The following is a 25,571-nucleotide window of genomic DNA, read 5'->3' as shown; positions in this document are numbered from 1 at the left end:
ATCCAGCCGGCAGTTGCTCACTTTAGTGAAATCGTAATCGCACTGAGGTTGGCAGCCATCTCCAATCCGGCCTTAGGGCCTTGCAACACCATGACGACGCCGTTGTCGTTTCTTAGGTGGACACCACCCACACCGCCGACGAAAGCGCCACCACCGCCAACCGAACTGTAATTGCCCGCGAAGTCGTGGACATCCCTGATGCCAGAGGCCCAGCCTTCCAGGCGGCCGGCGGTCGCGCCGGCCGTGATGCCGAGGCTTATCCCTGTGACCCGGAAGGGATAGCTGCGGCCGCGATAGCTCAGTACACCAGTGCCGGCGCCGCCGCCCACCAGCAGGCCCGCCTTCACGATCTTGACCCGGACATGGCCGGCGGCTTGCGCAAACGAGGGAGTGGCCGGAACGATGGCGGCAAATAGGGCGATCGCGGCAAGGCGGGCGGTCAACCGCAGCATGGTGCCCATCATCTCACGGGTTCGCAGCATCGACTTTCTTCCAAGTCTGGTCGGGATCAAACAGCGTAAGGCGCTTGGCCACGAAGTCGGTGCGTTTGCCGAGATCCTTCTGGTAGACGACGCCCGCATGATTGACCAGGAAGGTCATCACGCCTGAATTTCCGTACTCAGCGGGCCACGCGATCAGCGCGAAGCCGCCGATCATCTTGCCTTTGACGACATAATTCATGGCGCCCCCGGGCGCATCGGGTCCCTGCCCCCTCAGAATGCGGAAGTAGTAACCGTGATAGGGCGTCATCCCCTCGCCGGATTTGTACCCCTCGCTCGAGGCTTGCGCGGCCAGTGGTCCGAGCGGGCTGGGATCGCTGTCGTCGCGCCAGAACAGGCCATCCTTCTTGCCTGGCGAGGAGACGATGCGCTGCGCGTAGACGCCGGCGCCCTCGCCGCGGTTCTTGTCCGCATATTCGTTCTGCGCATCGACGAAAGCGAGCGCGGTCTGGATCGCGTCAAGCTCGTTGCGCCCGATCCGACGGCGAAGCACCTCGATGCGCCCTTCGTCGGTGTCGAATTCCCAGCCGGTCTTGGTGTTCACCAGCGGAATCGGGAATGGGAAATCGTCGGGTCCCAGGATGAGGGTCGCGCTCCTGTTGCCTTCCGCCTTGATGCCATGCTTGGCATCGTACATCGAGGTGAAGCGCTGGCGGATATCGTTGTCGGCGACCTCATCGCCGGAGGAGACGATGTCGTCGGCCGCCCTGCCGAGCACTTTCAGGATCTCATCCGGCCCGCTCTTGACCGCGGCGGCGAGCGCAGCCGTCGCGCCCTCCGGCGTCTTGTAGGATTGCTGCGCCTGGGCCGCAGAGCCAAGTAGCGCCAGCACCATCATGCCGGGCAACACGGCGCGGCGAAACAATGTCAGACCGATCATGGCATCACCTCCACGGGGAGCTTCGCGCCGCCCGCGAGCCAGTCGCGGTAGGTGCGGAATGTCAGCCCAAGCTTTTCATAGTAGACCCGCAGATAGCCATCACGGCCGCGGGTCACGGCGCCGGGCATCACCTGCTCGACCTCATGCGCCATCACGCCGACATAGGCCTTGTCGCTGCCGATATAGCTGAAGCGATAATAGCCGAGGCCGCTGGCGAGGTGGCCGAGCAAGACGATGTCGTGCTTCAGCGCGATATCCGAGCGCCGGCCACCGCCGCCACCTCCGCGGAATCCGCCGCCACCACCACCACGCATTGCCATTCCGCCTCCACCACCTCGGCCGGCCATGCTCGGGCCGCCGCCGCCACGTGGCATGCTCGCCATGCTGGACCGCCCGCGCGCCGATGCGGCGGCTGCCGATCGGCCGGAGGAGACGTTCATCGCGCCACCACGATTGCCGCCGCCGCTGCGGTTGGCTGCACTGCCGCCGGCGCGGTTCGCGGCCTTGGCGCGATCGCCGCCGCCCTTGGCAGCAGACTTGGCCCGGTCACCACCACTCTTGGCGCGATCCGCCGCGCGGTCTCCGCCGGTCGGACGATCGCCACGATTACCGGCACGATCACCCGCACGATCTCCGGCCCGGTCGCCAGCGCGATCACCTGGCCCGCCGCGATCACCAGCGCGGTCTCCTGCACGATCTCCCGCGCCTTGATTGGGGCGCAGGACCTGGTTGCCCTCGCGGCCGCGGAAGTCCATCCGGTCCGACGCGCCGGCCTTCAGATTGTTGTTGCCGAAGCGCTGCTGAACGCTGGTGTTGCTGTAGCGCACGCCCTGCCGATGCGCCGGATTGTGCTGCCAGCCGTTGCCGATGTTCGTCGTGCGATGATTGACGTAGACGTTACGGTTACCCCAATTGCAGCCGCCGCCCCAGTAATTGCCCCAGCGTCCGATCGCCCAGGCCGTGCCGAAGGCGATGCCGGCCGCAACCACTCCGGCGCCGATATAGGACGGATAGCCCCAATAGTACGGCGGATACTCCGCATAAGGCCAACTGCCGTAGACGGTCGCTGGATCGTAATACGGCACGTACATCGCTGCGGGATCGGCCTGCTGGATCACGACGACCTGCTTGCCTTCCTGAGACTCGACGCTGACCTTCTGCTGCTTGGTGGTGGCCAGCTTCTTGTTGTCATAAGCCTTCGTGCGCAGCCGCTGGATCGCGTCCATCACATCGGGCTGCTGCGCGAGAAAGGCGTCACCAAGCTTCTTGGTCCAATCGAGCTGATCGCTCATCATGGTCAGGACGTCGGCGGTGCTGGCCAGCGCTTTGACGCTGTCGTCCCAGCCCTGCTTGTCCACCTCCGTCTTCAGCGCGTCGCCCTTCAGGCTCTTGCGCCCCTTCAGCCAGCGGTCGGCCTGCACAATTTCAAGCGGATAGGTCGAGGCGGCCAGCACGTTGGCAAGCAATTCGTCGGGATAGAGCGCGATCGGCGCGACCAGAGCCTCCAGCTGTTCGGGCTTCAGAAGCTCGGCCGTCGGCGCAGCGGGATTCGCCGCTTGCGCCTGCGGGGGCGGCCCGGCAGGCTTGTCGCTCGTCTGGGCCGACACGCAAACCGGCGTGGCCAGCAACAGCGCGAGCGCGATCAACGTCTTGCCGCAGCGGATCATCGCATCCTCCATCTCAGTTCAGCCGAGACCATGAAACCGAGCCAGCAACGTTCATTGACAAAAATCAACGAAACGAGACCGTCGCCTGCTGCAACGCGGGATGCTAGCTCGCGAGCGGCAGGCGAACGGTGAATAGCGCCCCGCCGAACGGCTGGTTATCCGCGGAAATCGTGCCGTGGTGCGCCTCAACAATGGTTCGGACGATAGCCAGTCCCATGCCCATGCCCTGCGGCTTGGTGGTGAAGAACGGATCGAAGATGGTCTTGAGATCGGCAGCCGCAATGCCGGGCCCCGTGTCTCCGACGCAAATTTCGGCAAAATTGCCGGCGCGGGCCATGATCACGCTGACCTCGCGCTTGCCCGTCTGAACCTCCGAGATCGCATCCAACGCATTGAGGATGAGATTGAGCACGACCTGCTGCAGTTGAATGGGATCGCCCTTGACGTGCAAGCCAGTGTCGGGTGGCGAATAGAAGCTCAGCCCGATATTGCGACCTGCTGCGAGGTCACGGACAAACCCTATCACCTCTCGCACGGTCACGCTCAGCTCGATATCCCTAAGCTCGAACGGCGCTTTCCTGAGCATGCTGCGCAGGCGGCGGATCACCTCGCTTGCGCGCTGATCGTCGCGCCTGATATCGGACAGGATTTCGCTGATTTCAACCAAATCGGGGGAGCCTCGTCTCAGCATCAGCTCCGCCGTTTCCGCGTTGGTCAGAATGGAGCCGAGCGGTTGATTCAGCTCATGGGCGATCGACGCGGTCAGCTCGCCGACCGCCGAGTAGCGATTGAGATGTGCGAGTTCGGTAAGGCGCTGCCGTGATTCGACCTCAGCCAGCCGACGGCGCCGTCGCTCATGCAGCAAGCCACTGATGAGGCCCGTCTGGATCAGGATAACCGCCGCGATCATGGCAAGCTGCCAGCGGTATTTTTCCCAGATTCCCGGCTCGCGAAACACGACCTCGCTGCCCTCCGGCAAATTGCTCTCACTGATCCCCCACCGCTGCAACTCGCGCCAATCGTATTTGGGCGCAGCATATTCGATCGGCTCGATCTTGACGTCTGCAGGCTTCTCGCCGCCGAGGATTCGCAGTGCCGCATCGGCGGTCTTTCGGCCCAGTTCGGGGATGGAATGCATCGGGCCACCGACGATATCGCTCCCGAAGAACGACTCCTCGAAGCAGAAGATCGGGGCGTTCGCGACGGCGCGGAGGCGATGCAGCGCGCTCTCCCCCTCATGAACGACGCCCGCCGCGTCGACGGACATCAATCCCCAGAACAATGCCGTGTCGGGCGGAAGTGACGAGGCTCGCTTCAAGATCTCGTCGAACGGCAGATCGCCGTACCAGACGAAGGAAACACGATCTTCGAGTGATCTGACATCCTTCTTGACCTCGTTGAGCCAGAATTTCTCCAGCGCGGACGCGCCGATGACGAGGGCGATGGTCCGCGTCTCCGGCAGCACTTGAAGGACGTCGCGGAACGCGGCGACAAAATCGTTGCGGACTGAAACCACCGTGTCCTTCTCGGTCAGTCTCGCCCGGTCGATCAGCCGTTCTTCCACCGTTGTGAGGACCATCGGCACAGTCGAAAACAGGTCCGACCGATGTCTCTGCACGAAGCCTGCGGCAGGTCCTCCGACGCTCATGATGATGTCGGGCGGACGACCCTGGTAGATCGAGCGAAGATACTCGACGAAGGGTCCTTCAGGTCCCGGCGCGGTGAACCGCGCTGTGAGGAGGGTATGCTCCTGGATGTCCAGCGACCAGGGGGAACGCTGTTCGAGGTTCGTCTTGATGCTGCGCGCGTATTCGCTCCAGGGAAGGAAGTCCCGGCCGAAGGAGTGCAGCAACAGCACGCGCTTGGGTTCGCGGCCGTAGACGTCGCGCTGCTGGGCAGCATCGATCGGATTGGAGCAAACGCCGGCACAAAACGCCGTTCCGAGACACAACAGCGCGACGGCGACGATGCGCGGCTTGACCGACGCAACCAACTTGCGTCCGCTCATGTTTCTCTCCGCCGGCCTCATCCAGACGGCGCCATCACAGCACATTTGAGTGCGACCGTACTAGCCCTCTCGTCGCTTCAGTGGCCACCGCTGAAAATCAGCGTCTTGAACGGCAGCAAGAGGGTCTGGATCCGCAGCAGCAGCGCATGGACGAAACCGATCGCGTCGATGGCATGGAGAACGATCCGCCGACCGGTCGAGGTCTTGGGGTCGACGATCTGCTCGTGATTGCTGGTGTACGCATTCACGATGCAGGTGCTGCCGGCCGTGACGCCGTCAAGCCCGCCCTTGTAGAGCGGCTCGAGGAACACCAGAATCGTCCCCGGCTTGGCGAGGTTCTGCGCCTCGATGAGCTGCTCGCCGGTCCGAAACTGACCGGACGCGATGTAGTCCTGCACGCCGGTCACGACCAGGGGAATCACGGCCCACGGCCTGGACACGCAGGTGGCCTCGGCGACCATGCCCTCCTTCATCACGCCTGCTTCGATCTGGCCGAAGCCGGCCTGCAGCCGCTCCCGGCCGGCGCCTTCGGGAATCAGAATTCCCGCGGGTCGCATCAGTTGATTGACGACATCGCCAGCGCGGACGAGAAATTGCTCGACACGTCCCTCGACGCCAGCACGGACGAAGGTCTTGTCCAGATCCACCTGCGCCTCGGCCAGCGAGGCTTCCGCGCTCGCCTTCTGCGCCGGCAGCAGCGTCGACACCTGCAAGGCCGCCGATTCTTTCGCGGCGGTCGCGGCGTCAATACCAGCCTGACGCTGATCGACCACGACCTGAAGCTTCTCAATATCGCGCTGCGGCACTATGCCCGGATTTCGACGTTGCAGCTCCGTCTTGACTTCGAGTTCGTCCTTGGCCTGCTGATAGCTGGCCCTCGCCTCCTGGAGCTGCGCCTCGGCCTTAACGACATCGGCCTTCGCCGACGCCATGGAAGCATCGATCTCGGCGACCTTGCGCCTGGCCGTTTCGAGCGCTGCCGTCTGCTTCGAATTGTCCAACCTGAAGAGCACGTCGCCCTTCTTCACGGTCTGGCTGTAACCGACATTGACCTCCGCGACACGGCCTGATCCCTCGGGCAGGATCGGAACGGTCCGGAACAGCATCGCCGCGTTGGAGGTCGCCGGATGAAAGAAGAACACGCTGGTGATCAGCGCCACGGTCAGCATCAGGCAGCCCGTGATGCCCCAGCGCAGCTCGTACCAGACGGAGAAGAGCGTGATCTCCTTGCCGAACCGCTTACCTTGCGCAAAGCGCCGATAGAGGTAGTCCGGAAGAATGGTCAACAACGAGCAGATGATGAGCTCAAGCATGGCTGCGCACCTTATGCTCAGTATCCACGATTTGATCCTCCCGGCTGATCGTTGTTGGAGCGGCCGCCGTGTCTGGCTGAGGCGCCTCGCTCGCATCAACCGGCGACGTGCTGTCTGCGATCTTCTCCACTGAACCGGCGATGCTGCGCAGCGGCGTTCCGAAATCCGGCAACTCGATGAGCGCAAGCACCAATGCCGCGATCCAGTACAGATGCTCGTGCGTGAACAGCGCGATAAGTCCCAGCACGGCCACGATCTCGAACTGCAGCTTCTGGGTCTTGTGCGCCATGCGCTCGGGCAAGCTATGCAAATGCCAATACAACAACCCCACCGCGAAAACAGCCGCGATCAGGATGATGCCCGTCACGATCATCAGCGCATCTACCTCGCCTGGCGAGACGATGTAGAAGGGCAGATGGTGTGGTGCCATCGGATGAAGCTGCTCGCTCAACGTGCTCTCCTGAACGGGGACCCGGCTGTCGCGGCCCTTGACGCATTTTGGGGATGGCAGGGTCTGCATTGGTTGATTTGAATCAACGGAATGGCCCCCATCCGACCTAGCCTTGCTTGAGCACTGAAACAGAGCAGCAGGAGACATCGGCAATGCCCGCCAATCTCGACACCCTGATCCCCAATGCCAACCAGATTCGCAAGGAAGCGGCCCTGAAGGAGGCCGAGAAGGCGGAGGAATATGCCCGCCTGGCTGCCGCGGCAGAAGCCGAAAAGCGCGCCCTGGTCGAGCGGTTGAGTAAGCCGTCCGGCAAGACCGAGGAAGAGAAGATCCAGCTTGCCGCGACCATCATCCAGCGTGCGGTGCGCAACGGGATGACCGAGGTGCAGGTCTATCGCTTTCCCAATACGCTGTGCACCGACAGGGGGCGCGCCATCAACCAGCAGGAGCCGGGCTGGGAGAAGACGCTGACCGGTATCCCGAAGGAAATCTTCCAGCTCTGGACCGACTATCTGAAGCCGCGCGGCTATCGCATCAGTTACCAGATCATCGATTTCCCCGGCGGCATGCCCGGCGACATAGGCGTCACGATTTCCTGGGGCGACTGATCGTCGCTCTCCTGGATCCGATCTGACGAAAGGCAGAGCATGGCAAACGACGGGGCCGGGGCGCGGATGAAGCGCAAAGTCTACGAGAAGGAGCTGGAGAAGCTCCAAGTCGAGCTATGCCACCTCCAGGAATGGACCAGAACGACCGGGGCTCGGGTGATCGTCGTGTTCGAGGGACGGGATGCGGCCGGCAAGGGCGGTACGATCAAGGCGATCACCGAGAAGGTCAGCCCGCGCGTGTTCCGTGTGACCGCCCTTCCGGCGCCTTCCGATCGCGAGAAATCGCAACTCTTCATGCAGCGCTACATGGAGCACTTTCCGGCAGCCGGCGAGATCGTGATCTTCGACCGGAGCTGGTATAATCGCGCTGGCGTCGAATACGTGATGGGATTCTGCTCGAAGGACCAGCATCAGCGGTTCCTGTCGCTCTGCCCCGAGATCGAACGGTACATCGTCGATGGCGGTATCATCCTGATCAAGCTTTGGCTCGAAGTGGGAATGGACGAGCAAGAGCGCCGTTTCAAGGCGCGCATTGACGACCCACTGCGGCAATGGAAGCTCAGTCCGATGGATCTGGAATCCTATCGACGCTGGTACGACTACTCGCAAGCTCGCGACCTGATGCTGAAGGCGACCAACTCCGAGCATGCGCCTTGGAGCCTCGTCCGCTCCGACGACAAGCGGCGGGCGCGGCTGAACTGTATCGCGCACCTTCTGAAGTCAATTCCTTACAAGCGCATCAAGAAGGACAAGGTCAAGCTGCCGAAGCGCTCCGCCAAAGGACGCTACGACGATCAGGCTGTTCTGAAGGGCGTGAACTTCGTCGAAGAACGTTACTGAAATGAGATCCAGATCGACCAAAATAGGCCGCGCGATGCGGCCTATCTTGTTGCGTCGACCATCTATTTCAGCCGGATCGTAACCCCGCCGACGGCCGCCGATACCTCGGCGCCTACCTTCGGCCCGCTGAGCTGCAGGATCACGCCGTTCGCGTTTTGCAGTTGAACCGCTCCCGCACCGGCGGCAACGGCGCCGCCGGCTCCGCCCACCGCGTAGGAGCCCTCGATCGATGCCGGGCCGCGCAAGTTCAAGGCACGCCCGACGAACTTGGTCGTCGAGGCACCCACGGTCAAGCCGACGCTCATGCCGGATACGGTGAACGGATAATTCTTGCCGCGGAGGTGCAGCACGCCCTCGCCGCCTCCGACGCCGACGATGAAGCCGCCCTTGGTGAAAACCACGGCGACGCTGCCGGTTTCGGCGCGCGAGGGCGCGCTGAAGCCGGCGACACCGAGGAGCAGAGCAGCAATAGCAACCAGTTTCTTCATGACTTTCCCCTGAGTTTGGCTCGCTATTGAGCCAGAAGCATAGCGAAGTAGCCGAACACGGTGAGCAGGATGCCCGAGACGGCATAGCCGACCGGGAAACCGATCCAGGGCACGGAGCTCTGAATTTCCACCGCAGCCTCCCGGCAAGGACCGGAGTGCGAGCGCGCGCCGGCCACACCGCCCATCAGGACAGCGGGATTGATCTTGAAGATGTGGAATCCGATCGCCCAGACGATGAACGGCGGGATCGTGCAGGCGATGAAGCCGACGATGAAGATCTTCAGCGCGACCGCACCGGTGAGCTGAGCCAGGAGACCGGCGCCGGCGTTGACGCCGACGATGGCGACGAAGACGACGAGACCGAGATCCTCGAGCACGTTGCGGGCTGCGTTCGGCGTGTTGCCGAAAAAGCGCAGCCGCGACACGATCGAGGAGACGATCACACCGGACAGCAACAGCCCGCCGGCATTGCCGAGGCCAACCTTGGCACCGAACGCCGGGAACTCGATCATGCCGATCAGGAAGCCGATGATCATGCCGACCGACAGGGTCAGCAGATCGGTCGACGTGTTGGTGCGTGCAATCCGGCCCCACATCTCCCCGAGCTCGTTGACAGCGGATTTCAAACCGACCACCGAGACGATGTCCATCCGCTCGAGCTTGGTCTTCAGGCCTGCCGGGATCTGCACGCCGCCGCGCTCGACCTTGGTGACCTGCAACTGGCCGGCGATCGCGGTGTCACGGAAGGACTCGAAGGTGCGTCCCACCATGTCCTTGTTGGTGACAAGGATGTCCGCCTGGTCCATGGGAATGCCGAGCGTCTTGGCATCGGCGACCTCGGGACCGATCAGGCCCATCTTGTCGGTGAGATGCTCGGTCGAGCCGCCCAACGCGACGATGTCCCCCTTTTGCAGCACGAGATCGGCATCGGCACCTTGCGCCTCGCCGTTCCGTCCCACGTTGACGATGCGGTACTCCGGATTCATTGCCCGGAATTTGGCGATGCTCATGCCGGCGGTGGCGGGATTTTCCAGCCGATAGGCGCGCAGTCCGAACTGGCGATAGCCGGTGAGGCCGCCGCCCTCGAGGTCCTTGACGCCGAACTCTTGCTCATACTGCCTGGCCGCGGCCTTGGCATCGACCCCCCACCAGCGCGGCAGATATTTGCAGATCAGGATGATGCCGACGGTGCCCCAGATGTAGGTGATGCCGTAGGACAGCGCGATCATGCCCGACGCGTCCTCCGGCTTCATGCCCGCAGGCAGCTTGACGACACCGGACGTGACGGCCTGCTCGGCCGAGCCGATGGCGGCCGACATGGTCTGCGATCCCGCCAGCATGCCGCCGGCCGCACCGGTCGGGAGCGCAAAGAGCTTCGCACCGATGACCACCAGCGCAAGGCCGAGCACGCTCGAGACGACGGCGAGAATGCAGAACTTGAGGCCGTCGCCTTTCAGGCTGTTGATGAACGACGGGCCGACGCGCAAGCCCACGCCGTACATGAAGAGATAGTAGAACAGGCTCTTGGCGAAATTATTCAGCTCGAGCTTCACGCCGTAAGTCGAGGCCCACACCGACAGGCCCGCACCCACCACGATGGCACCGGCGACCATGCCGAGACCGTAACCTTTGACGCTGGCGCGGCCGATATAGACGGCGAGGCCGACGACGAAGAACAGCAGCAGATACGGGTACTGCTGAAGGAATGTGAAAAAGCCCTGCATGTTCGGTCCCCTCTAAGATGCAGCCTTGAGCTTCGGCGCCGCGGCAGGCTTAGGCCTGCCGATCTTCGCCAAGGCTTCGCTGCGCACAAGCTTCAGGCCTTCCTTGGCGTCGTAGCCATGAATCTCCTTCACATCGAGCTTGCGCATGAAGTCGATGGTTTCCTGGGTGATGACCTGGCCCGGCACCATGATCGGAAATCCGGGCGGATACGGGATGACGAAGTTCGCCGAGACGAGCTCGGGTCCCGCTTTCAGCCGCCGGTCGATCTCGGGATCGTTGAGGCGGATGTGCTCGCAACCTGCGACGTCATAAGCGGCATAGAAACCGGTGCGGATGTCGCCTTCGTTGGTCTTGCTGCCGGCATCGCCGCGGAAGCTCGGGTGGAAATGCGAGAAGTTCGGCAGGTCCGGCACATCGGTCATCAGGCTCTTGACCCGCGCCTCGAAGGTCTTCCTGGCGTTAGCGCCTCCCTGCATGAGGCCCTGGTCGATCTCGCCGGCAATCTCCGCAAGCACCCGAACCAGGTGAGCGACGTCGCTGCGGGTGTTGTTGATGTTGGACTGGACCAGGACCGAATTGCGCGACGTCTTGTTGACCTGGATGTTGTACTCATTGGCCAAAATGCCCTTGAACTGGGTACCATCGTAGCCGGCCGTTCCGCACACCAGCGTCATGCGGGTCGGGTCGAGGCAGAACTCGTCCTCGTCGAGACTCCTGAGCGTATTGGCCCAGTTCACCCCGGCTGCGAGATAGTCGGTAAAGCCGCTCTGGCGGTACTGCGCCGGCACCATGGCGTCGGCGCCCAGCACGCGGAAGTATTTCGAGATCAGCGGATTGTTGTTGACGGCGTGACGGATGGCGAACGCGATCTCGATCGCATTGGCGACGAGGCCGTAACCTTCAAGCTCCATCTGCCGCCGCGAAATGTCGAGGCTGGCGATGAGCTGCTGGTTCGGACTGGTGGAGGCGTGCGTGAACACCGCCTCCTTGAACTGCTGCTCGACCGTGTGGAATTCGACGTCCTTCACCGAGAGCATCGAGCCTTGCCGGATCGCCGACATCGACTTGTGGGTCGAGTTCGTCTGGTAGACACGAAGGCGGATCTGCCGCGGGTTGGGGATGAGCCTGGTCTTGAGCAACACCTCGTCCGACGGGTTCTTGCCGAATTCGGCCTGCTGCTTGTCATAGGCAGCTGCGGACTTTGGATCGTGCATCCACGTCTCGATCTCGTTGGCGGCCCCCATGGCAGTACGCCGACGCAGGAACGGCGAGAAGCGCGCGAAACCGAACCAGGCCTCGTCCCACAGGAAGATCAGATCCGGTTTGATGGCGAGACATTCCTCCATCACGCGGCGCGTGTTGTAGATGTGACCATCGAAGGTGCAATTGGTGAGATCGATCATCTTGACGCGGTCGAGCCTGCCGTCGGCCTTGGCGTTGAGCAGTGCCTGCTTGATCGTCTTCAGCGGCACCGCGCCGTACATCGAGTATTCCGTCATCGGGAAGGCTTCGACATAGAGCGGCTGCGCACCCGCCAGCACCATGCCGTAATGGTGGGACTTGTGGCAGTTGCGATCGACGATCGCGATATCGCCGGGCGCAAGCAACGCCTGCACCGCCATCTTATTCGATGTCGACGTGCCATTGGTGACGAAGAAGACGCGGTCGGCACCGAGCGCGCGGGCGGCCTTTTCCTGCGCCTTCTTGATGTTGCCGGTCGGCTCGAGCATGCTATCGAGGCCGCCCGTCGTGGCACTGCTCTCGGCGAGGAACAGGTTCGGGCCGTAGAACTCGCCCATGTCGCGAATCCAGTCCGACTTGAAGATCGACTTGCCGCGGGCGATCGGCAGCGCGTGGAACGTCCCGATCGGACGCTGCGCATACTTCTTGAGATTGTCGAAGAACGGAGTGTCGTATCGGTCCTGGATGCCTTCGAGGATCGACAGATGCAGTTCCAGCAGCTCTTCCACCGAATAGAAGATGCGGCGGACGACGTTGGCCTCGGGATTGCCTGCCAATTCCTCGACGTCGCGATTCGAGATCATGTAGAGGTCGAGTTCCGGCCTGACCCGTTTGATGATCTGGGCGAGCCGGAGCGCCGACGCGTCGGATTCGTCCTTGAGGCCGGCCGTAGCCATGATCGAGCGAAGGACGGGCGCGTCGTGTCGCGACCGCAGGCCAAAACCCTCGTTGATGATGACCGCGGCAATGTCGGGATTGAGCATGGTCGCGCAGAACGCGTCTTCGAGGTTGCCGACGATGACGGGCTCATAGATGAAGCCGTCGACCGGACGACGCAGCTTGCGCCATTCGGCGGCGAGTGCCGGCCACTGACTTGACGAAACACCGGTCACGATGAGGGTTTCGAAATAGGGCCGGCGCGCCGTATGCCCGCCAAACGACGGCGGCACCAGCTCTGGCACGTCGCCATTGCCCTCATCCTTGGCGCTCCAGTCGCCGGCGTGCTGACGGAAAGACCGGGTCGCCAGCGCCTGGGCGATCTTCGTTGCAAGCGCGAACGATGTGGAGCCGTCGCCCGCGGCGGCGGCTTCCCGCAGCGCTGCCATCAGGTGCAGGCCGGGATAGCCGTGGAACTCCTCGGTGACCGAGAGCTCGGCCAGCGCTGCATCGTAAGCCGCGCGATTGCCGACCCGCGCCCAGCTCTTCGCTGCTTCCACGAGATCGCGCCAATCGTCTGCCCGCGCTCCGGGCCCGGAAAAGAATCGATCGATACGCTTCTCTGCGGAGTTGGCATCTTTGGACATGTCTCTCTCCCGATCCCAGAAATTGTGATGCGGATCGTGGCCTCACGGCCCTCCCCTCCATTGATCCAAGTCAACGGTCTGAGGGATCTTGAAAAGCTTCGGCAGCGCGGATGCATTTCGCAGCGCAAAAACCGTTAGCCGCCCTTCGCATCGCTGCCGCCCAGCACGTTGTCGAGCGTTCGCAGCCATTGTGCACTGTCGGTCTTTTCGGCCAGCCCCTCCGCCCGCAGGAGATCGCGAAGCTGCGCGTGCGCGCCAACGATGCAGAGTGCGATGTGACGCGAGGCCAGCTCGTCATAGAGATCGTGCAGCATGCGCGCGCCGGCGAGATCGATATAGGGCGATGCCGAGAGATCGCAGACGACCAGCCTGATATCGGCTGATGTGCCCAGTGCGTTCAGCACCGCCGCCAGGATCGTCTCGGCATTGATGTAGAGCAGCGAGGCCTCGGGGCGAAACGCGATCACGCCGACCAGCGGCTCCACGCCCTCGTGCCTGGCGCTATCGGAATAGCGGCCGGTTCCCGGTAACCGCCCCAGAAATGCGATATTCGGCTGCGACGCCCGCGCGAGCAGCAGGAAGATCGACGCGATCGCAGCGAGCAGCACGCCTTGAAGGATGCCTAGCAGCAGCACCGAAATCAGCGCGATGGCCGCCGCGTAGAAATCGATCCGGCTGACCTTCCACATGCGGATCAGCGCGGGAATGTCCACCAATCTGTACACCGCGACAAAGACGATCGCGGCCAGCACCGCCTTGGGAAGATTGGTCAGCAGGCCTGTGAAGAACAACAGACACAGCGCCAAGGTGGCCGAGCAGATCACCAATGCAAGGGGCGTACGCGCGCCGGCATTGTCGTTCACGGCCGATTGCGATAACCCTCCGGCGACCGGGTAGCCGTGGCCGAATGCCGCGGCAAGGTTGGCGGCGCCCAAGCCGAGAAATTCCTGCCGAACGTCGAGCGCATATCCGTGCTTGGCAGCGAAGCTGCGCGCGGCCGACACACCTTCGATATAGGCCAGCAACAGACAACCCGCAGCAATGGGGAACAGCTCTTCGGGCTCAACCAGCCCAAAGGTCGGAACGGCAAGGGCCGGCAATCCCTCGGGGATCTTGCCGGTGACCGGCACTCCCATGGCAGGCAGTCCAAGCAGCGTAGCCGCAGCGATCGAGAGGGCCACGATGGTGATGCCGACCGGCCGCCCCGGCAAGAGCCGCTCACCGAGCAGCAACAGCAGGAGCGCCACGGCACCGACCGTCAGCACCAGCAGATTCGTATCGCCAAGCTGGCCAACGATGTGGATGGCCCGATCGAAGAAATGGCGACCGCCGCCGGGAATGCCGAACAGGCTCGACAATTGGCTCATGATGATGGTGAGCCCGGCGCCCGCCTTGAAGCCTACCAAGATGCTGTCGCTGACCAGACGAACGAGAGTAGAGAGCTTGAACAGCCAGGCGATGAGACATAGCAGCGCCACCGCGCAGGCGACGAGACTGGCAATCTGCGCATAGCGAACCGGATCACCTGCGGCGAGCGAGCCGACCGTGCCCGCGATCATCAGCGAGATGGCCGAGGTGGGTCCGATGGCGAGCTGGCGCGAGCATCCGAGCAGTGCGTAGCCGATACCGCCGAGAATATAACCGTAAACGCCGATCTGGGGCGGCAAGCCGGCAAGGGCCGCGTAAGCCAGCGACACCGGGATCGCGTACGCGGCCAGCGTGATGCCGGCCACTGCATCGGAGCGTAGCCAGGCCATGCAATACTCCGAGAGCCAGCCGAACGGCGGAAAGAACCGCATCCAGCCGACCCGCGGATCGAACGGCGGCTTCATGAGCTCACCTCGGAGCGCACGACTTCGCACCGCAACAGCACGATCAGCAGCGCGACGACGGGAAGACCCAGCGCAAGGTCCGGAACAACCTCGGTCAAGAGCGCCCCCAGCGCCGCGCCAAGACCGAAGGCACCGCACACGGCCGTGAAGACGCCGGACCGCCGCACCGTCCCAACCGCGGCCGCCCCGGAAGCCACCGCAAAGATGCCCTCGATCGCCTGGCGCATGTTGCCCGTGATCATCACCGTGCTGTACGTCGCACCCTCGACCTTGGTGAAGACCGCCGCCTGCATCGCGGCGACGAGCGAAATCCCGAGCGTGCCGGCAATCTCGGGCATCCGATTATGGAGAATGCCGACGCCGACCAGAAGGAGGATCTCGACCAAGGTGCTGATCGCGCTGGCCCTCTCGCCAGCAGCGCGGCGCAGCCAGGCGGCGATCACGATGCCGACCGCGAAGGCCATGATCGGAGGGACAAAATGCAGCGCCCTCGCCCAGTCACCAGCCATTCCGTAAACCCAGAGAAAGACCAGGTTCGCCGTCTGCGCGTTCGCCATTACACCATGGACGATCCAGGTATAGGCGTCCAGGCAGCCGCCAGCGAAGGCCAGCAGCAGTGCGACGGTGATCGTTTCGTCGCGGCGCAGCAATGAAGTCGCGGCAATACCCTGTGAGCTCATGTCCGAGACGTCGTGTGTCGCCGATCTGGCGGTGGCCCATTGACGCCGCGCGGGCGCAGAGAAGGCTTGACTTGAATCAAGCCTCCGAGGGGCTTTGAGGATTCAATTTCCATCGGAACAAACGCGCTGGGGAATCGCGACCATGGACACCATCAGGTGGATCATCTCCACCGCTCCCGAAATCTTTCTGCTGATTGCGGTTGCCCTTGGGACCGTGCTCGGCCGGATCAGGATCCGCGGCTTCTCGATCGGCACCACCGCATGCACGCTCATCGTCGCCGTGCTCATCGGTCAACTCGGCAGCTTCGCGTTTCCGTCCGTGCTGCGGGTCATCCTGTTCAGTCTGTTCGTGTTCACGATCGGCTACAAATCGGGACCTGAATTCTTTGCCTCCTTGAGCATCCGCACTCTGGCCCAGGTCGCGATGGCGCTCGTGCTTGGCGGCACGGGCTTGATCATCGTGCTGGCCTTTGCGTTTACGGTCGGCCTCGATCCAGGCACCGCTTCGGGGCTTGCGGCAGGTGCGCTGACTCAATCCTCAGTCATCGGCACTGCCTCGGGCGCCCTGGCGCAGCTTGGGCTGCCGAAGGCACTGCTCGAGCAGCAAGAGGCGAATATCGCTGCCGGCTACGCCGTCACCTACGTTCTCGGATACATCCTGACGCTCATCTACGTCCCGTTCGTTGCGCCCAAGCTGATGGGGGTCAATCTCAAGGACGAAGCCAAGAAGCTCGAGATCGAGCTTGCCGGGGGCGAGCCTCCCAAGACCGAGAACCTGCATTACCGCAAATTCCAGGCGCGCGCCTATCGCGTCTCGGCGGCCGCGGGCCGAACCGTGAAGGCTATCGAGGAGGAGATCGGCAGCCGCACCGTCATCGAGCGCATCGTGCGCCAGGGCGCCGACATCGAGCCGCATCTCGACACCGTACTCGAGGCCGGCGATGACATCGTGATCGCCGGGCGGACAGCGGTGATCGTTGCAGCGCGGCCCGTGCTCGGCACCGAGATCGACGCCGACGAGATCCTGAAGGCGATGCCGGGCAATGTGGTCGATGTGTTGGTGGACAACCGCAATCTGCACGGCCGTTCGGTCCAGGACGTCGCCGATCGCGTCGGCAGCAATGCGCGCGGCGTGTTCCTGCGCACGCTGACACGGATGGGGCGCGAGGTGCCACTCAGTCCTGACACCCGCATCTATGTCGGCGACGTCATGACCCTGGTCGGCACCAGCCGCAACATCGAACGTGCAGCCGCGCAGGTCGGGCAGATCTTGCGCACCGGCGATCGTACCGACATCGCCTTTCTCGCGGCCGGCATTGCCGTCGGCCTGCTGGCCGGCCTGATCAGCTTCAAGGTCGGAGGCATTGCGCTGACGCTCGGCGGTGGAGGCGGCGCCTTGATCGCCGGCCTCGTCTGCGGCTGGTTGCGGTCACGCCGCCCGACCATGGGCGCAATGCCGCCTGCCGCGCAGCAGACGCTGAGCGACCTCGGCCTCGGCGGCTTCATTGCCGCCATTGGCCTCGGCAACGGCCATGCAGCCTGGATCGCGATCCAGGCGCATGGCTTGCTGCTGGTCGGCATGGGCCTCGTCGTCACGCTCGTGCCCCTGATCGTGGCGACGCTGTTCGCGTACCACGTGCTGCGCATGAACCCAGTCGTCACGTGCGGCGCGCTGGCAGGAGCCATGACGGTCGACGCGGCCGTAACGGGGGCCTGCGAGGTCGCCGAAAGTCAAACGCCGGTGCTCGGCGTCGCCGTGCCCTATGCGGTGGGTAACGTCGTCCTGACGGTGCTTGGTCCCATCATCGTGGCCGCGACATTTACCGGATGAGGAGGACGGGATGCGGTCGTATTCCTCAATCCAGCGACTGCGAGCAGTGCTGCTCGTGCTCGCTTGTCTGATCGCGCCGGCCCGTGCCGATGATCAAGCTGCCCCGCGAGGCATTCAGGAAGAGATCTGGGCTCTGCCGTTGCCGCTCCCGATGTTCGCTTATCTGGTGCGCCCCGTAGGCGACGGCCCCTTCCCGCTGGTGATCATGAACCACGGCGTGTCGCTCAACCCGACCGATCGCAGCTTCTTCCCACTGGTCGAGTTTCGCGACGCTGCCAAATGGTTTGCCAGGCACGGCTATCTCGTGGTGGCCCCGGTCGGCACGGGATATAGCGCCTCCGCGATCGACATCCCCGAGCGCGGGATCTACGGCCCGTTCTTCTCGAAGGTGGGCAAGTGCACCAATCCGAATTTCCGCGATCCGGGTCTTGCCGTCGCCCAAGTCGACCTCTGGATCATCGACTATATGGTGGCCGAGAAGCGCATCCTGCCTGACGGCGTGATTGTGGTCGGACAATCCGCCGGCGGATGGGCCTCGATCGCGCTGTCGAGCCTGAACCCGCCGCAGGTCAAGGCGATCATTATCTTCGCCGCAGGTCGCGGCGGCCGGGTCGGCGGCAAGCCGAACAACAATTGTGCGCCCGACAAGCTGGTTGAGACCACGGGCGAGCTCGGCCGTACCTCACGGGTGCCGATGTTGTGGATCTACATCGAGAACGACACGTTCTTCGGGCCGGTACTGTCGAAGCGGATGCATCAGGCCTTCACGGCCGCGGGCGGCAAGGCCGAATACCACCTGATGCCGCCGTTCGGCAACGAGGGGCATTATTTCATCGGCTCGCCGGATGCCATTCCGATCTGGTCGCCGCTCGTGTCCAATTTTCTCGACAAGCTCAAATAGCCGCCACGAGAACCTCGGAGTTCAAGACATGGCACGCCCTCATTGCGAAGCTGCAAGGCCAGTGTTTCTCACTCAGGCCATTCTTGCGGCCGTTCTATCGGCGACCTGCGCCGCGGCACCCGCCCTTGCCGAGATCACGCCCCGCGGACAGCGCACGGCCAACGATATCAAATACGGCGACTGGAAGAAGCTCTGCTTCAAGGCCGCTGGGGCCCCGCTGCTTTGCAGAACCACGATCTCGGGGACTTACGAGACCGGGCAGATGGCGGTCCGGATCGATCTGATCGAGCGGGAAAAAGACGGCAATGCGCGCATGCAGATCTTTGTGCCCGTCGGCATGTACCTGCGAACACCAGCGAAGCTGAAGGTGGACACCGGCCAGTACCACCCGATTCCCTACAATTGGTGCCTCAGCAACAGCTGCATCGCGGGCGACGTGGCGAGTTCGAAACTGGTCAAGGAGATGGAGACGGGAAAGACGCTGACGTTGGAAGTCGTCGATTCCAATCTCCTGTCGCTGACGACGTCCCTGCCTCTCGCTCAATTCCGCGCCACCCACCAGGGGCCGCCGGCGCAGACGCTCGAGCAAGACATCGACGAGTGACGGATCGCCCGCCTGCTCTCAGGCGTCGTACTCGGCCAGCCCCTTGCGGTCGAGCAATACGATTTGTCGCTGTGTCGCTCCCTCGAACTTCAGCATTTTTTGGCCGCGCAGTGTGGAGCACGCGCGCGAGACCGTTTCGAGGGTCAATCCGAGATAGTCTGCAATGTCGCGACGGCTCATTGGCAGTACCAGGATCCTGGGATGGCCGAGCCGCTGGTCGAGCTCGAGCAGAAACGCGGCCACTCGCTCCAGCGCCGTCTTTCGGCCGAGCAGAAGCATGTGGTTCTCCGCATGCTGGAGGTTTCTCGTTACGAGGCCGAGAAAGCTCGAAGCACCCGATTCCCGGCCTTGCATCGTTTCGAGCAGGCTACGCCGCCTCGTGATGCGAACCCTGGTCTCGACTACAGCTTCCGCGGTAAAACGATGAACTGCGCCATTCTCGAGACCGAACATGTCGCCTGGCAGGTGGAATGAATTGATCTGGCGGCGGCCGTCGGAGAGTAGTTTGTAGGTACGCACCGCTCCGGAGATGATCTGGTAGACGTACTCCGTCTCCTCGCCTTCGCCGAAGACCTCCGTTCCTCTGCGATATCGAAATTCACTGCAGAACACGCGCTCGCCGGCGAGTGCTGCGAGATGCCCGTCAACCGGACGGCTGCTGGGGGTGTTGGTCCTGAGCAGCATCGTGAAAAAACTCCGACTGAATTGACAATGCATGAATGCTAGGCAGGAAGCGGCCGAGCGAATTTGATCTGCAGCAACTTTAAGTCCCGCCTAGGTACTTGCCCGGAAGCGGCCCGGCCGCGTCGCTTGCGAATCCGCCTTCAAAACGCCTCAGAAGCGCCGAATTGCCAAAAACCGATAGGACGCTTCAAAGGCGTGGAGTTGCGTCGGATCAACAATGCACGTCGAAACTCATCTAACTTGCAGCAACTTTGGGGATGGCTTCCTGCCGTCGTGTGCTCAAAGCGCGACCGGCGTGGTCACAGCAGGCGCAAGCTTTTCCGGCAAGCCAGCGGACTCTTAGAAGCAACGAAATGCCTGCACGATCATCTTCGGGCCTGATCTTGACCGTACTGCTGCTTCTCGGCTTCGCCGGCCAAAGCGCTCACGCATCAATCACAATCCGAGTTCAGCTTTCCACCCAGACGATGCTGGTCGCCGTCGACGGAGCCGCGTATGCGACCTGGCCAGTCTCGACGGCGCGGCGTGGATACCGCACTCCCACCGGCACATACCGGCCCTATTCTCTCCAGCGCATGCACTATTCGAAGCTCTACGACTTCACGCCGATGCCCTATTCGATCTTCTTCCACGGCGGATACGCAATTCACGGGACATTTGAAGTCCGCAATCTTGGGCGTCCCGTGTCCCATGGCTGCATTCGGTTGGCGCCAGAACGAGCGCAATCACTGTTCGAATTGATCCAGGCTCAGGGACCTCAGAATACGACGATCGAGATCTCGCCTTGACGCAAAGGCATCGCGCCATCTCGGCGGACGCCAACGATCTTAGCCGGCCCCCTGGATCGGCGCAGCCTCGGCAAAGCATCGACCCGGCACGTCGATTGGCGGCTTGCAAGCCGCTTTCCGAGGCTTGAGTAGGTCTCGCGGCTGCAGGCGCACCGGTTCTTTGTCCAGCGCTCTGCGCTTCAATTGCACCGTTGGCAACCTGTCGCTCTTCCCCGAGCGATCTGCGTTCTGTTCGGACCGAGGTCCTGCCGACAGGCCAGGTAGTGGAATGGCCTGGTGAACGGCCATCGCCGTCGTCATGCCCGCGATGTAGATGAGTGAATGCAACGTGAGTGTCTTGAAAAGCATGATGCTGCCCATTCCACTTGTGTCCGTTCTGGACATCGCCGCAAGAATTAATCAAGGCTAGATCGAAGTCCCCACGCCGGCTTGATCTGGCGCAAACGCGGCGCAGCCTAAGTAAGCATCCCTAGCCGCCGCCCTCACCGCGGCGGGCCTGGCTTTCAGATAAGCAAAGCCCCGGCACAAGGCCGGGGCTTCGTAGTGAGACAGGTTTTGAACGCTGGTATTCAGCGACGTCCGACGCGATTGACGGGACCGCCGCGATTCATCGGCGTTCCCGGCCGTACCGCCTCGCGAGCGGCAGCACGGGCGACGGGCCGCGGTCTCAGCACGACGCCGGCTCTGGCGACGCAGCTGGGCGGATAGTCAATGTACTGGCAGTACACGACCGCGGCCGCCGGGCCGCTACTGACGGTCGTTCCCACGACAGCCAATGATGCGCTCATGACCAACCCGGCAAGGGTCAACGATCTGATTGATGGGGGCAATTGCACGAGAACCTCCTGACTGCTTCGGCACCAACAGAGGTTCAATAGCAAGGCGGATATGGAGCGTACCCGCAAGCCCTCGGATGGGTGTAACGGTAGCCACCGTAAGCCGCCGCTCCCGCTGCTGCCGCACCGTAGTACGCGCGGCGATGGACCCGGCGATTGACACCCGCGACACTCATCGGTGTTAGAGGCCGCCCGACCCTCGCTTGGGCGCTATCCAGCGATACGGTGAGAAGGCTTGTCGACGATGGCTGAAGTGACAGCGGAGCTGCCACGAACATCGATAAAGCCGCGATCAGTCCAAGACGTTTGGCAATTCCCGTCATGCTCATCTCTCCCAATTTGGTCGTGATCGGAGCTACCGTGAGTTCATCCGTCGCCGGACCGTTGATAAAGATCAACAGAACTTCAATTTGCACACCGGGAAAGGGCGCTGAACTTGTTGGGCGTCGCCCAGGGTACCAGCACGTCTTGCTAGTCGCCACGCCCGCACACCGCCTCGACCGAGGCGATGAGCAAGCTCGGCTTGAACGGCTTGTTCAGATAGGCTGCGCAGCCGGACGTCATCGCCGCCGACCGACAGACTTCGCTGTTGTTGCCGGTGACGAAGATGACGGGCACCGCAATACCACTGGCCGCAAGCTGACGGCGCAAATCGATTCCGGATTGGCCAGCCAGATCGATGTCCAGAACTATGCAAAGAGCCTGGTCAAACTTTTCATGCTGGAGCAGCGCCCCGGCCGAGTCGAATAGCGTGGTGTCATAACCATGCTCGCGGAGAAGCCGCTTCATGCTTCTTCGGAAGGACGGGTCATCGTCGACCACATAAATTGATTTGTCTGCAAGCACGATGCGCGGCTTTCTGTCGAGATAGGCGAAGGCAGCACGCCCTGCAGCTTCGTCCTGCGCATTGCGCGCCTCGAAAGTCGGACCGTCAATAACCTGCGCTATTGTCCCTTCGTACAGGGGGCATGCCTAGTTCTTAGAAGCGCTAGGATCGATCAACCCAAGTCGCTCCGCGATCGATACGAGTTCTGCGAACGAATGGACTCGCATCTTTTCCATCACCTGGTGGCGATGCGCCTTGATCGTCCGCTCCGTCGTTCCAAGCTCGTGAGCAATTTGCTTGTTGATCTTGCCAAGCACGATGAGGTCGAAGACTTGCCGTTCACGGGGCGTCAGGGACGATAAAAGCGCGCGAAATGCGTCTAGCGTGCTGCGCTGGTTCTGCGCGGCGATCTGACGCGACATGGCGCGCTCTATCGCGTCGATCAATTGCTCTGACGAGACCGGCTTCGTCAAAAAGTCCTCGGCTCCGGCCTTGATCGTGCGCACGGTCGTCGCCGTATCCGCGTAGCCGGTCACGAAGACGATCGGCAACGTCGAACCGATCTCGATCAGGCGGCTTTGCAGATCGGGACCGCTCAAGCCCGGTATCTTCACGTCGAGCAGCACACAAGCAGGCTGCTCACCACTCGGCAGACGCCCGAGCAATTCCGCCGCCGACGAATATGTTGCGACGTCGTAACCCGCCAGCCTCAGCCGGCGTTCTATTGCCGTCCGAAACGATGCATCGTCGTCCACCACAAGAACCAAGCCCGGCAATTCTACCTCTTAGCCACAGAATGCTTTGAGCAGAGCGTCCCTTGGCTGAACACCAGCGCAAGGCCATTAAAACCAGAAGTAAATTCCGTCCATCTGAACGACATCGTGCTTAGCAAAACGGTTCAAATCGAAACATAGGGTTCAAAAGTAGCATACCAATGTTGGCCTTCTCATCCCGGGCACGAACCTTCGACCCTGTCCCCAGGTACAATGTCCCCAGAGACAATGGACGAAAATATCCTCTTTAGTCGTAAATCAACCTCGGCGGGAGTAGGATAGCGCGGCGCATTCTCGCAATGGAATTCTGAATCTGAGACCAATTCAGCCATACGTTGAGGAGTTGGCCCATGTTTGTGCGCATCACGACCGATCCCACCCGCCGCCCAAATTCACTTCGCGACCTCGGAATGACCAGCTGCTCGAACCCGACTGTCAGTCTAAGCGAATTTTCTTACAAGAAAGGGACTGAGATTTACGGCGAGAAAGAGGCCGCCGAATACGTGTATCAGGTCAAGACGGGTGCAGTGCGAAGTTACAAGCTCCTGTCGGACGGACGGCGTCAGATCGGCGCGTTTCACCTTGCCGGCGATATCTTCGGACTGGAGAACGGCGATTCGCACCGCTTCACGGCCGAGGCGATCGTCGATACCACCGTCCGGCTGATCCGCAGGCAAATCCTGGAGCTGGTGGCCGACATCGATCCCGTCGTTGCCAACAACCTGCTAAACATGACGACGAATAACCTTCAGCACGCCGAAGACCACATGCTGCTGCTGGGGCGCAAGACATCGCTGGAGCGTGTTGCCGCCTTCGTGCTCGAGATGGACCAGCGCTTGACCGGAGCCGGTGTCATAGCTCTCCCCATGTCGCGGCGGGATATCGCTGACTATCTCGGTCTGACGCTCGAAACCGTTTCGCGCGCTTTGTCGCGGCTGCACGAGCTTGGCATCATTGCTTTTCTTGGCACCACACAGCGTCAGATCGTATTATCGGACCGGCAAAAGCTCGCTATCATCGATCTTCAGGGCTGAATCCGGGAGCGCCGATCGCAGCGAGGTGCTCAAGCGTCTTGCGCAAGACTTCAAACAGCACGGCGGTCGACCAGCCGAACAGAAGGATGCCGTTCATGGCGGTCATCGGCCCGGTCAAACGCCACGCTTGAACCGGCGTGATATCGCCGTACCCCAGCGTGGTGTAGTTAACGAAGGCGAAATAGAGCAGATCGGATTCCGCGGGCGCAGCGCCGAGCATCAAATAGGCGAGCGCCCAGACCAGGACCTCCAGCGTGTGCGCGAGCATGAGCACGGCTGCCGTCGCGACCATGACGGCCATCAGCTGCAGCCTCGGCCGGTGGGTGTGCCTCAAGCCGGCGGTCCGAGCGATGCCGATAGCACCGACGGTCACAATCGCATGGATCATGATGTTGATCGCGCTGACGAGAGCGCCAGCCAGGAATTGGAGTGCCATCCGGGTCGAACGAAGCTCAACTGCGCTTGGGCGAGGTCGGGTCGAGGCGCTGCCTTTGTGCTCTCATGCGTTTGATCTCTTTTTGCAGCGCTTCGGTCTTCTCATCGCGCTGTTCCGACCCGGTCTTCTGCAGTTCGTCGCGGCGCAGCTTTTCGAGCGCCTTCTCAACCGAGAGCTTGGTCGTGCCGGCCATGATATTGTCCTCGTTCCGTCGTTTCCGATAGCGATGCTGCTATCTCGCTAGTCCTCCGAACCAGGCGCCGAAATAGCCGGCATAGAGCGCCGGGATTTCGAGGTTCATCGAATGCCCGACACCGGGCACGATCACCAACCGGCAGTCCGGCATTGCGGTCGCCATCGTCCTCAGGTCAGCCGGCGGGATCCACCCGTCCCGCTCTCCCCACAGCACCAGGTGCGGATGCCGGATTTCGGCCATCCGATGCTCCAGCTCCTTGCTCTCCCACTCCCGATTCAGGTTGACGGGTGTGCCGATCCAGATGCCCTCGGAGACGCCGAAGGTCTGCTCGAGGATCCGCTCGAACAAAAGCTGGATGTCTCCAAGCCCCTCCCGAAACCGCGGCACGGTGTTTGGCGCAAGACTGTCAGGAACGAACAATGAGGATGCCGCCGTCGCCATCACCGCTCGCGTCACTTCCTTGCTCGCCATCATCGCACGGAAGACGCCAATCTGATCGGCATTGAAGGCCATGCCGAGCGGTGTAATCGGATCGAGCGCGAACACCCGCCCGAACCGTTGCGGTTGCATCAGCAGCATCCGTGCCGCGATGATACCCCCGGTGGAATGGGTGGCGAGATGGCAGAACTCGATTCCGAGCGCGTCGAGCGCGGCCAGCAGATCCTGCGCGTGCTGCTGCATCGCGTAGTTGGAATAGTCCGCGGCCGGCTTCGGACGGTCGCTGTCGCCGCAGCCGCGCCAGTCGATGCCGATCACGTGGAGCCCCGAGGGGAATAGCGGTGCGGAGAGCTCGATCCAGTCCTTGCTGGCGAGATTGCCGTGGACGAAGACGACCGTGACGTCGCCTCGTCCCCACTCTCGCCAACCCAACTGGACCTCGCCCGCCTGCACTTTTGGCATGATCG

Annotated in this window: 26 protein-coding genes; 7 read left to right on the top strand and 19 right to left on the bottom strand. The window is 62.4% G+C overall.

The features are described from left to right. Positions 1 to 17 precede the first annotated feature (17 nt). From UNPA324_RS07390 to UNPA324_RS07365, 6 genes are all read right to left on the bottom strand, one after another. Entirely contained in the window at positions 18 to 482 is a 465-nt protein-coding gene (locus UNPA324_RS07390) for a hypothetical protein (protein ID WP_128919584.1), read from the bottom strand. Further along, entirely contained in the window at positions 466 to 1,380 is a 915-nt protein-coding gene (locus UNPA324_RS07385) for a DUF2950 domain-containing protein (protein WP_128919583.1), read from the bottom strand. Before UNPA324_RS07385 ends, UNPA324_RS07390 begins: the two co-directional genes overlap by 17 nt. Continuing rightward, entirely contained in the window at positions 1,377 to 3,047 is a 1,671-nt protein-coding gene (locus UNPA324_RS07380) for a DUF3300 domain-containing protein (protein ID WP_141934217.1), read from the bottom strand. The genes UNPA324_RS07385 and UNPA324_RS07380 overlap by 4 nt, the downstream gene beginning before the upstream one ends. Before the next feature lie 103 nt (positions 3,048 to 3,150). After that, the gene (locus tag UNPA324_RS07375; RefSeq protein WP_349630197.1) at positions 3,151 to 4,611 is read right to left on the bottom strand and encodes a sensor histidine kinase; all 1,461 of its coding nucleotides are present in this window, start codon (positions 4,609 to 4,611) and stop codon (positions 3,151 to 3,153) included. Positions 4,612 to 5,132: 521 nt separating this feature from the next. Beyond that, the gene (locus tag UNPA324_RS07370) at positions 5,133 to 6,368 is read right to left on the bottom strand and encodes an HlyD family secretion protein (protein ID WP_141934215.1); all 1,236 of its coding nucleotides are present in this window, start codon (positions 6,366 to 6,368) and stop codon (positions 5,133 to 5,135) included. Beyond that, on the bottom strand, positions 6,361 to 6,819 hold the full coding sequence (locus UNPA324_RS07365) for a hypothetical protein (RefSeq protein ID WP_141934213.1): 459 nt from the start codon (positions 6,817 to 6,819) through the stop codon (positions 6,361 to 6,363). The genes UNPA324_RS07370 and UNPA324_RS07365 overlap by 8 nt, the downstream gene beginning before the upstream one ends. Positions 6,820 to 6,971: 152 nt before the next feature. Between UNPA324_RS07365 and UNPA324_RS07360 the strand changes: the two genes are divergently transcribed. Together UNPA324_RS07360 and ppk2 are read left to right on the top strand one after the other, a co-directional pair. Beyond that, the gene (locus UNPA324_RS07360; protein WP_141934211.1) at positions 6,972 to 7,427 is read left to right on the top strand and encodes a hypothetical protein; all 456 of its coding nucleotides are present in this window, start codon (positions 6,972 to 6,974) and stop codon (positions 7,425 to 7,427) included. Positions 7,428 to 7,466: 39 nt separating this feature from the next. Further along, positions 7,467 to 8,267 (top strand): polyphosphate kinase 2, encoded by an 801-nt coding sequence (gene ppk2, locus UNPA324_RS07355; protein ID WP_128919577.1) that lies wholly within the window; start codon positions 7,467 to 7,469, stop codon positions 8,265 to 8,267. Between the two features lie 62 nt (positions 8,268 to 8,329). On the opposite strand, the gene UNPA324_RS07350 is transcribed toward ppk2, so the two are convergent. The 5 genes from UNPA324_RS07350 to UNPA324_RS07330 form a co-directional block, all read right to left on the bottom strand. Continuing rightward, entirely contained in the window at positions 8,330 to 8,755 is a 426-nt protein-coding gene (locus UNPA324_RS07350) for a hypothetical protein (protein WP_128919576.1), read from the bottom strand. A 23-nt stretch (positions 8,756 to 8,778) separates the two neighbouring features. Continuing rightward, positions 8,779 to 10,479, bottom strand: coding sequence for an aspartate:alanine exchanger family transporter (locus UNPA324_RS07345; protein ID WP_128919575.1), 1,701 nt, complete (start codon positions 10,477 to 10,479; stop codon positions 8,779 to 8,781). Between the two features lie 12 nt (positions 10,480 to 10,491). After that, the gene (locus UNPA324_RS07340) at positions 10,492 to 13,245 is read right to left on the bottom strand and encodes a beta-eliminating lyase-related protein (RefSeq protein ID WP_128919574.1); all 2,754 of its coding nucleotides are present in this window, start codon (positions 13,243 to 13,245) and stop codon (positions 10,492 to 10,494) included. Between the two features lie 134 nt (positions 13,246 to 13,379). After that, entirely contained in the window at positions 13,380 to 15,077 is a 1,698-nt protein-coding gene (locus tag UNPA324_RS07335) for a SulP family inorganic anion transporter (RefSeq protein WP_141934209.1), read from the bottom strand. Continuing rightward, complete coding sequence (locus UNPA324_RS07330; protein WP_141934207.1) at positions 15,074 to 15,757, bottom strand: YoaK family protein; 684 nt, start codon at positions 15,755 to 15,757, stop codon at positions 15,074 to 15,076. Before UNPA324_RS07330 ends, UNPA324_RS07335 begins: the two co-directional genes overlap by 4 nt. A 142-nt stretch (positions 15,758 to 15,899) precedes the next feature. Here UNPA324_RS07330 and UNPA324_RS07325 point away from each other — a divergent pair, with 142 nt between their 5' ends. Genes UNPA324_RS07325 through UNPA324_RS07315 form a run of 3 tightly spaced genes read left to right on the top strand, consistent with a single transcriptional unit; the run spans position 15,900 to position 19,093 of the window. Next, the gene (locus UNPA324_RS07325; protein WP_141934206.1) at positions 15,900 to 17,588 is read left to right on the top strand and encodes an aspartate:alanine exchanger family transporter; all 1,689 of its coding nucleotides are present in this window, start codon (positions 15,900 to 15,902) and stop codon (positions 17,586 to 17,588) included. 10 nt (positions 17,589 to 17,598) lie between these two features. Beyond that, entirely contained in the window at positions 17,599 to 18,489 is an 891-nt protein-coding gene (locus tag UNPA324_RS07320; protein ID WP_141934204.1) for an alpha/beta hydrolase family protein, read from the top strand. A gap of 28 nt (positions 18,490 to 18,517) precedes the next feature. Then, positions 18,518 to 19,093, top strand: coding sequence for an invasion associated locus B family protein (locus tag UNPA324_RS07315; protein WP_141934202.1), 576 nt, complete (start codon positions 18,518 to 18,520; stop codon positions 19,091 to 19,093). A gap of 18 nt (positions 19,094 to 19,111) precedes the next feature. On the opposite strand, the gene UNPA324_RS07310 is transcribed toward UNPA324_RS07315, so the two are convergent. Beyond that, positions 19,112 to 19,777 (bottom strand): helix-turn-helix domain-containing protein, encoded by a 666-nt coding sequence (locus tag UNPA324_RS07310; RefSeq protein ID WP_141934200.1) that lies wholly within the window; start codon positions 19,775 to 19,777, stop codon positions 19,112 to 19,114. Positions 19,778 to 20,160: 383 nt separating this feature from the next. Here UNPA324_RS07310 and UNPA324_RS07305 point away from each other — a divergent pair, with 383 nt between their 5' ends. After that, positions 20,161 to 20,565, top strand: coding sequence for a L,D-transpeptidase (locus UNPA324_RS07305; RefSeq protein WP_245471996.1), 405 nt, complete (start codon positions 20,161 to 20,163; stop codon positions 20,563 to 20,565). A gap of 39 nt (positions 20,566 to 20,604) precedes the next feature. On the opposite strand, the gene UNPA324_RS07300 is transcribed toward UNPA324_RS07305, so the two are convergent. From UNPA324_RS07300 to UNPA324_RS07280, 4 genes are all read right to left on the bottom strand, one after another. Next, positions 20,605 to 20,925 (bottom strand): hypothetical protein, encoded by a 321-nt coding sequence (locus tag UNPA324_RS07300; RefSeq protein ID WP_128919568.1) that lies wholly within the window; start codon positions 20,923 to 20,925, stop codon positions 20,605 to 20,607. Between the two features lie 209 nt (positions 20,926 to 21,134). Next, entirely contained in the window at positions 21,135 to 21,353 is a 219-nt protein-coding gene (locus tag UNPA324_RS35625; protein WP_128919567.1) for a hypothetical protein, read from the bottom strand. 519 nt (positions 21,354 to 21,872) lie between these two features. After that, positions 21,873 to 22,223, bottom strand: coding sequence for a response regulator transcription factor (locus tag UNPA324_RS07285; RefSeq protein WP_347338755.1), 351 nt, complete (start codon positions 22,221 to 22,223; stop codon positions 21,873 to 21,875). Positions 22,224 to 22,373: 150 nt separating this feature from the next. Beyond that, positions 22,374 to 23,003 carry a response regulator transcription factor gene (locus UNPA324_RS07280; protein ID WP_128919565.1) on the bottom strand — a complete coding sequence of 210 codons (630 nt, stop codon included), beginning with the start codon at positions 23,001 to 23,003 and terminating at the stop codon, positions 22,374 to 22,376. A gap of 347 nt (positions 23,004 to 23,350) precedes the next feature. Here UNPA324_RS07280 and UNPA324_RS07275 point away from each other — a divergent pair, with 347 nt between their 5' ends. Further along, a complete protein-coding gene (locus UNPA324_RS07275) occupies positions 23,351 to 24,034 on the top strand; it encodes a helix-turn-helix domain-containing protein (RefSeq protein ID WP_141934198.1) in 684 nt (227 codons plus the stop codon). Here the strand turns inward: UNPA324_RS07275 and UNPA324_RS07270 are convergent. Genes UNPA324_RS07270 through UNPA324_RS07265 form a run of 3 tightly spaced genes read right to left on the bottom strand, consistent with a single transcriptional unit; the run spans position 24,015 to position 25,566 of the window. Continuing rightward, a complete protein-coding gene (locus tag UNPA324_RS07270) occupies positions 24,015 to 24,470 on the bottom strand; it encodes a potassium channel family protein (protein WP_141934196.1) in 456 nt (151 codons plus the stop codon). The two genes, UNPA324_RS07275 and UNPA324_RS07270, sit on opposite strands and share 20 nt — an antisense overlap. A 16-nt stretch (positions 24,471 to 24,486) precedes the next feature. After that, the gene (locus UNPA324_RS35050) at positions 24,487 to 24,663 is read right to left on the bottom strand and encodes a hypothetical protein (RefSeq protein ID WP_164936273.1); all 177 of its coding nucleotides are present in this window, start codon (positions 24,661 to 24,663) and stop codon (positions 24,487 to 24,489) included. A gap of 39 nt (positions 24,664 to 24,702) precedes the next feature. Continuing rightward, positions 24,703 to 25,566, bottom strand: coding sequence for an alpha/beta fold hydrolase (locus tag UNPA324_RS07265; RefSeq protein ID WP_141934194.1), 864 nt, complete (start codon positions 25,564 to 25,566; stop codon positions 24,703 to 24,705). Positions 25,567 to 25,571 lie beyond the last annotated feature (5 nt).

This window comes from Bradyrhizobium sp. UNPA324, assembly GCF_006658635.1.
GTDB lineage: Bacteria > Pseudomonadota > Alphaproteobacteria > Rhizobiales > Xanthobacteraceae > Bradyrhizobium > Bradyrhizobium nanningense.
Note: the sequence above shows the minus strand (reverse complement) of the source record. Positions and strands in the feature narration are given on the sequence as shown.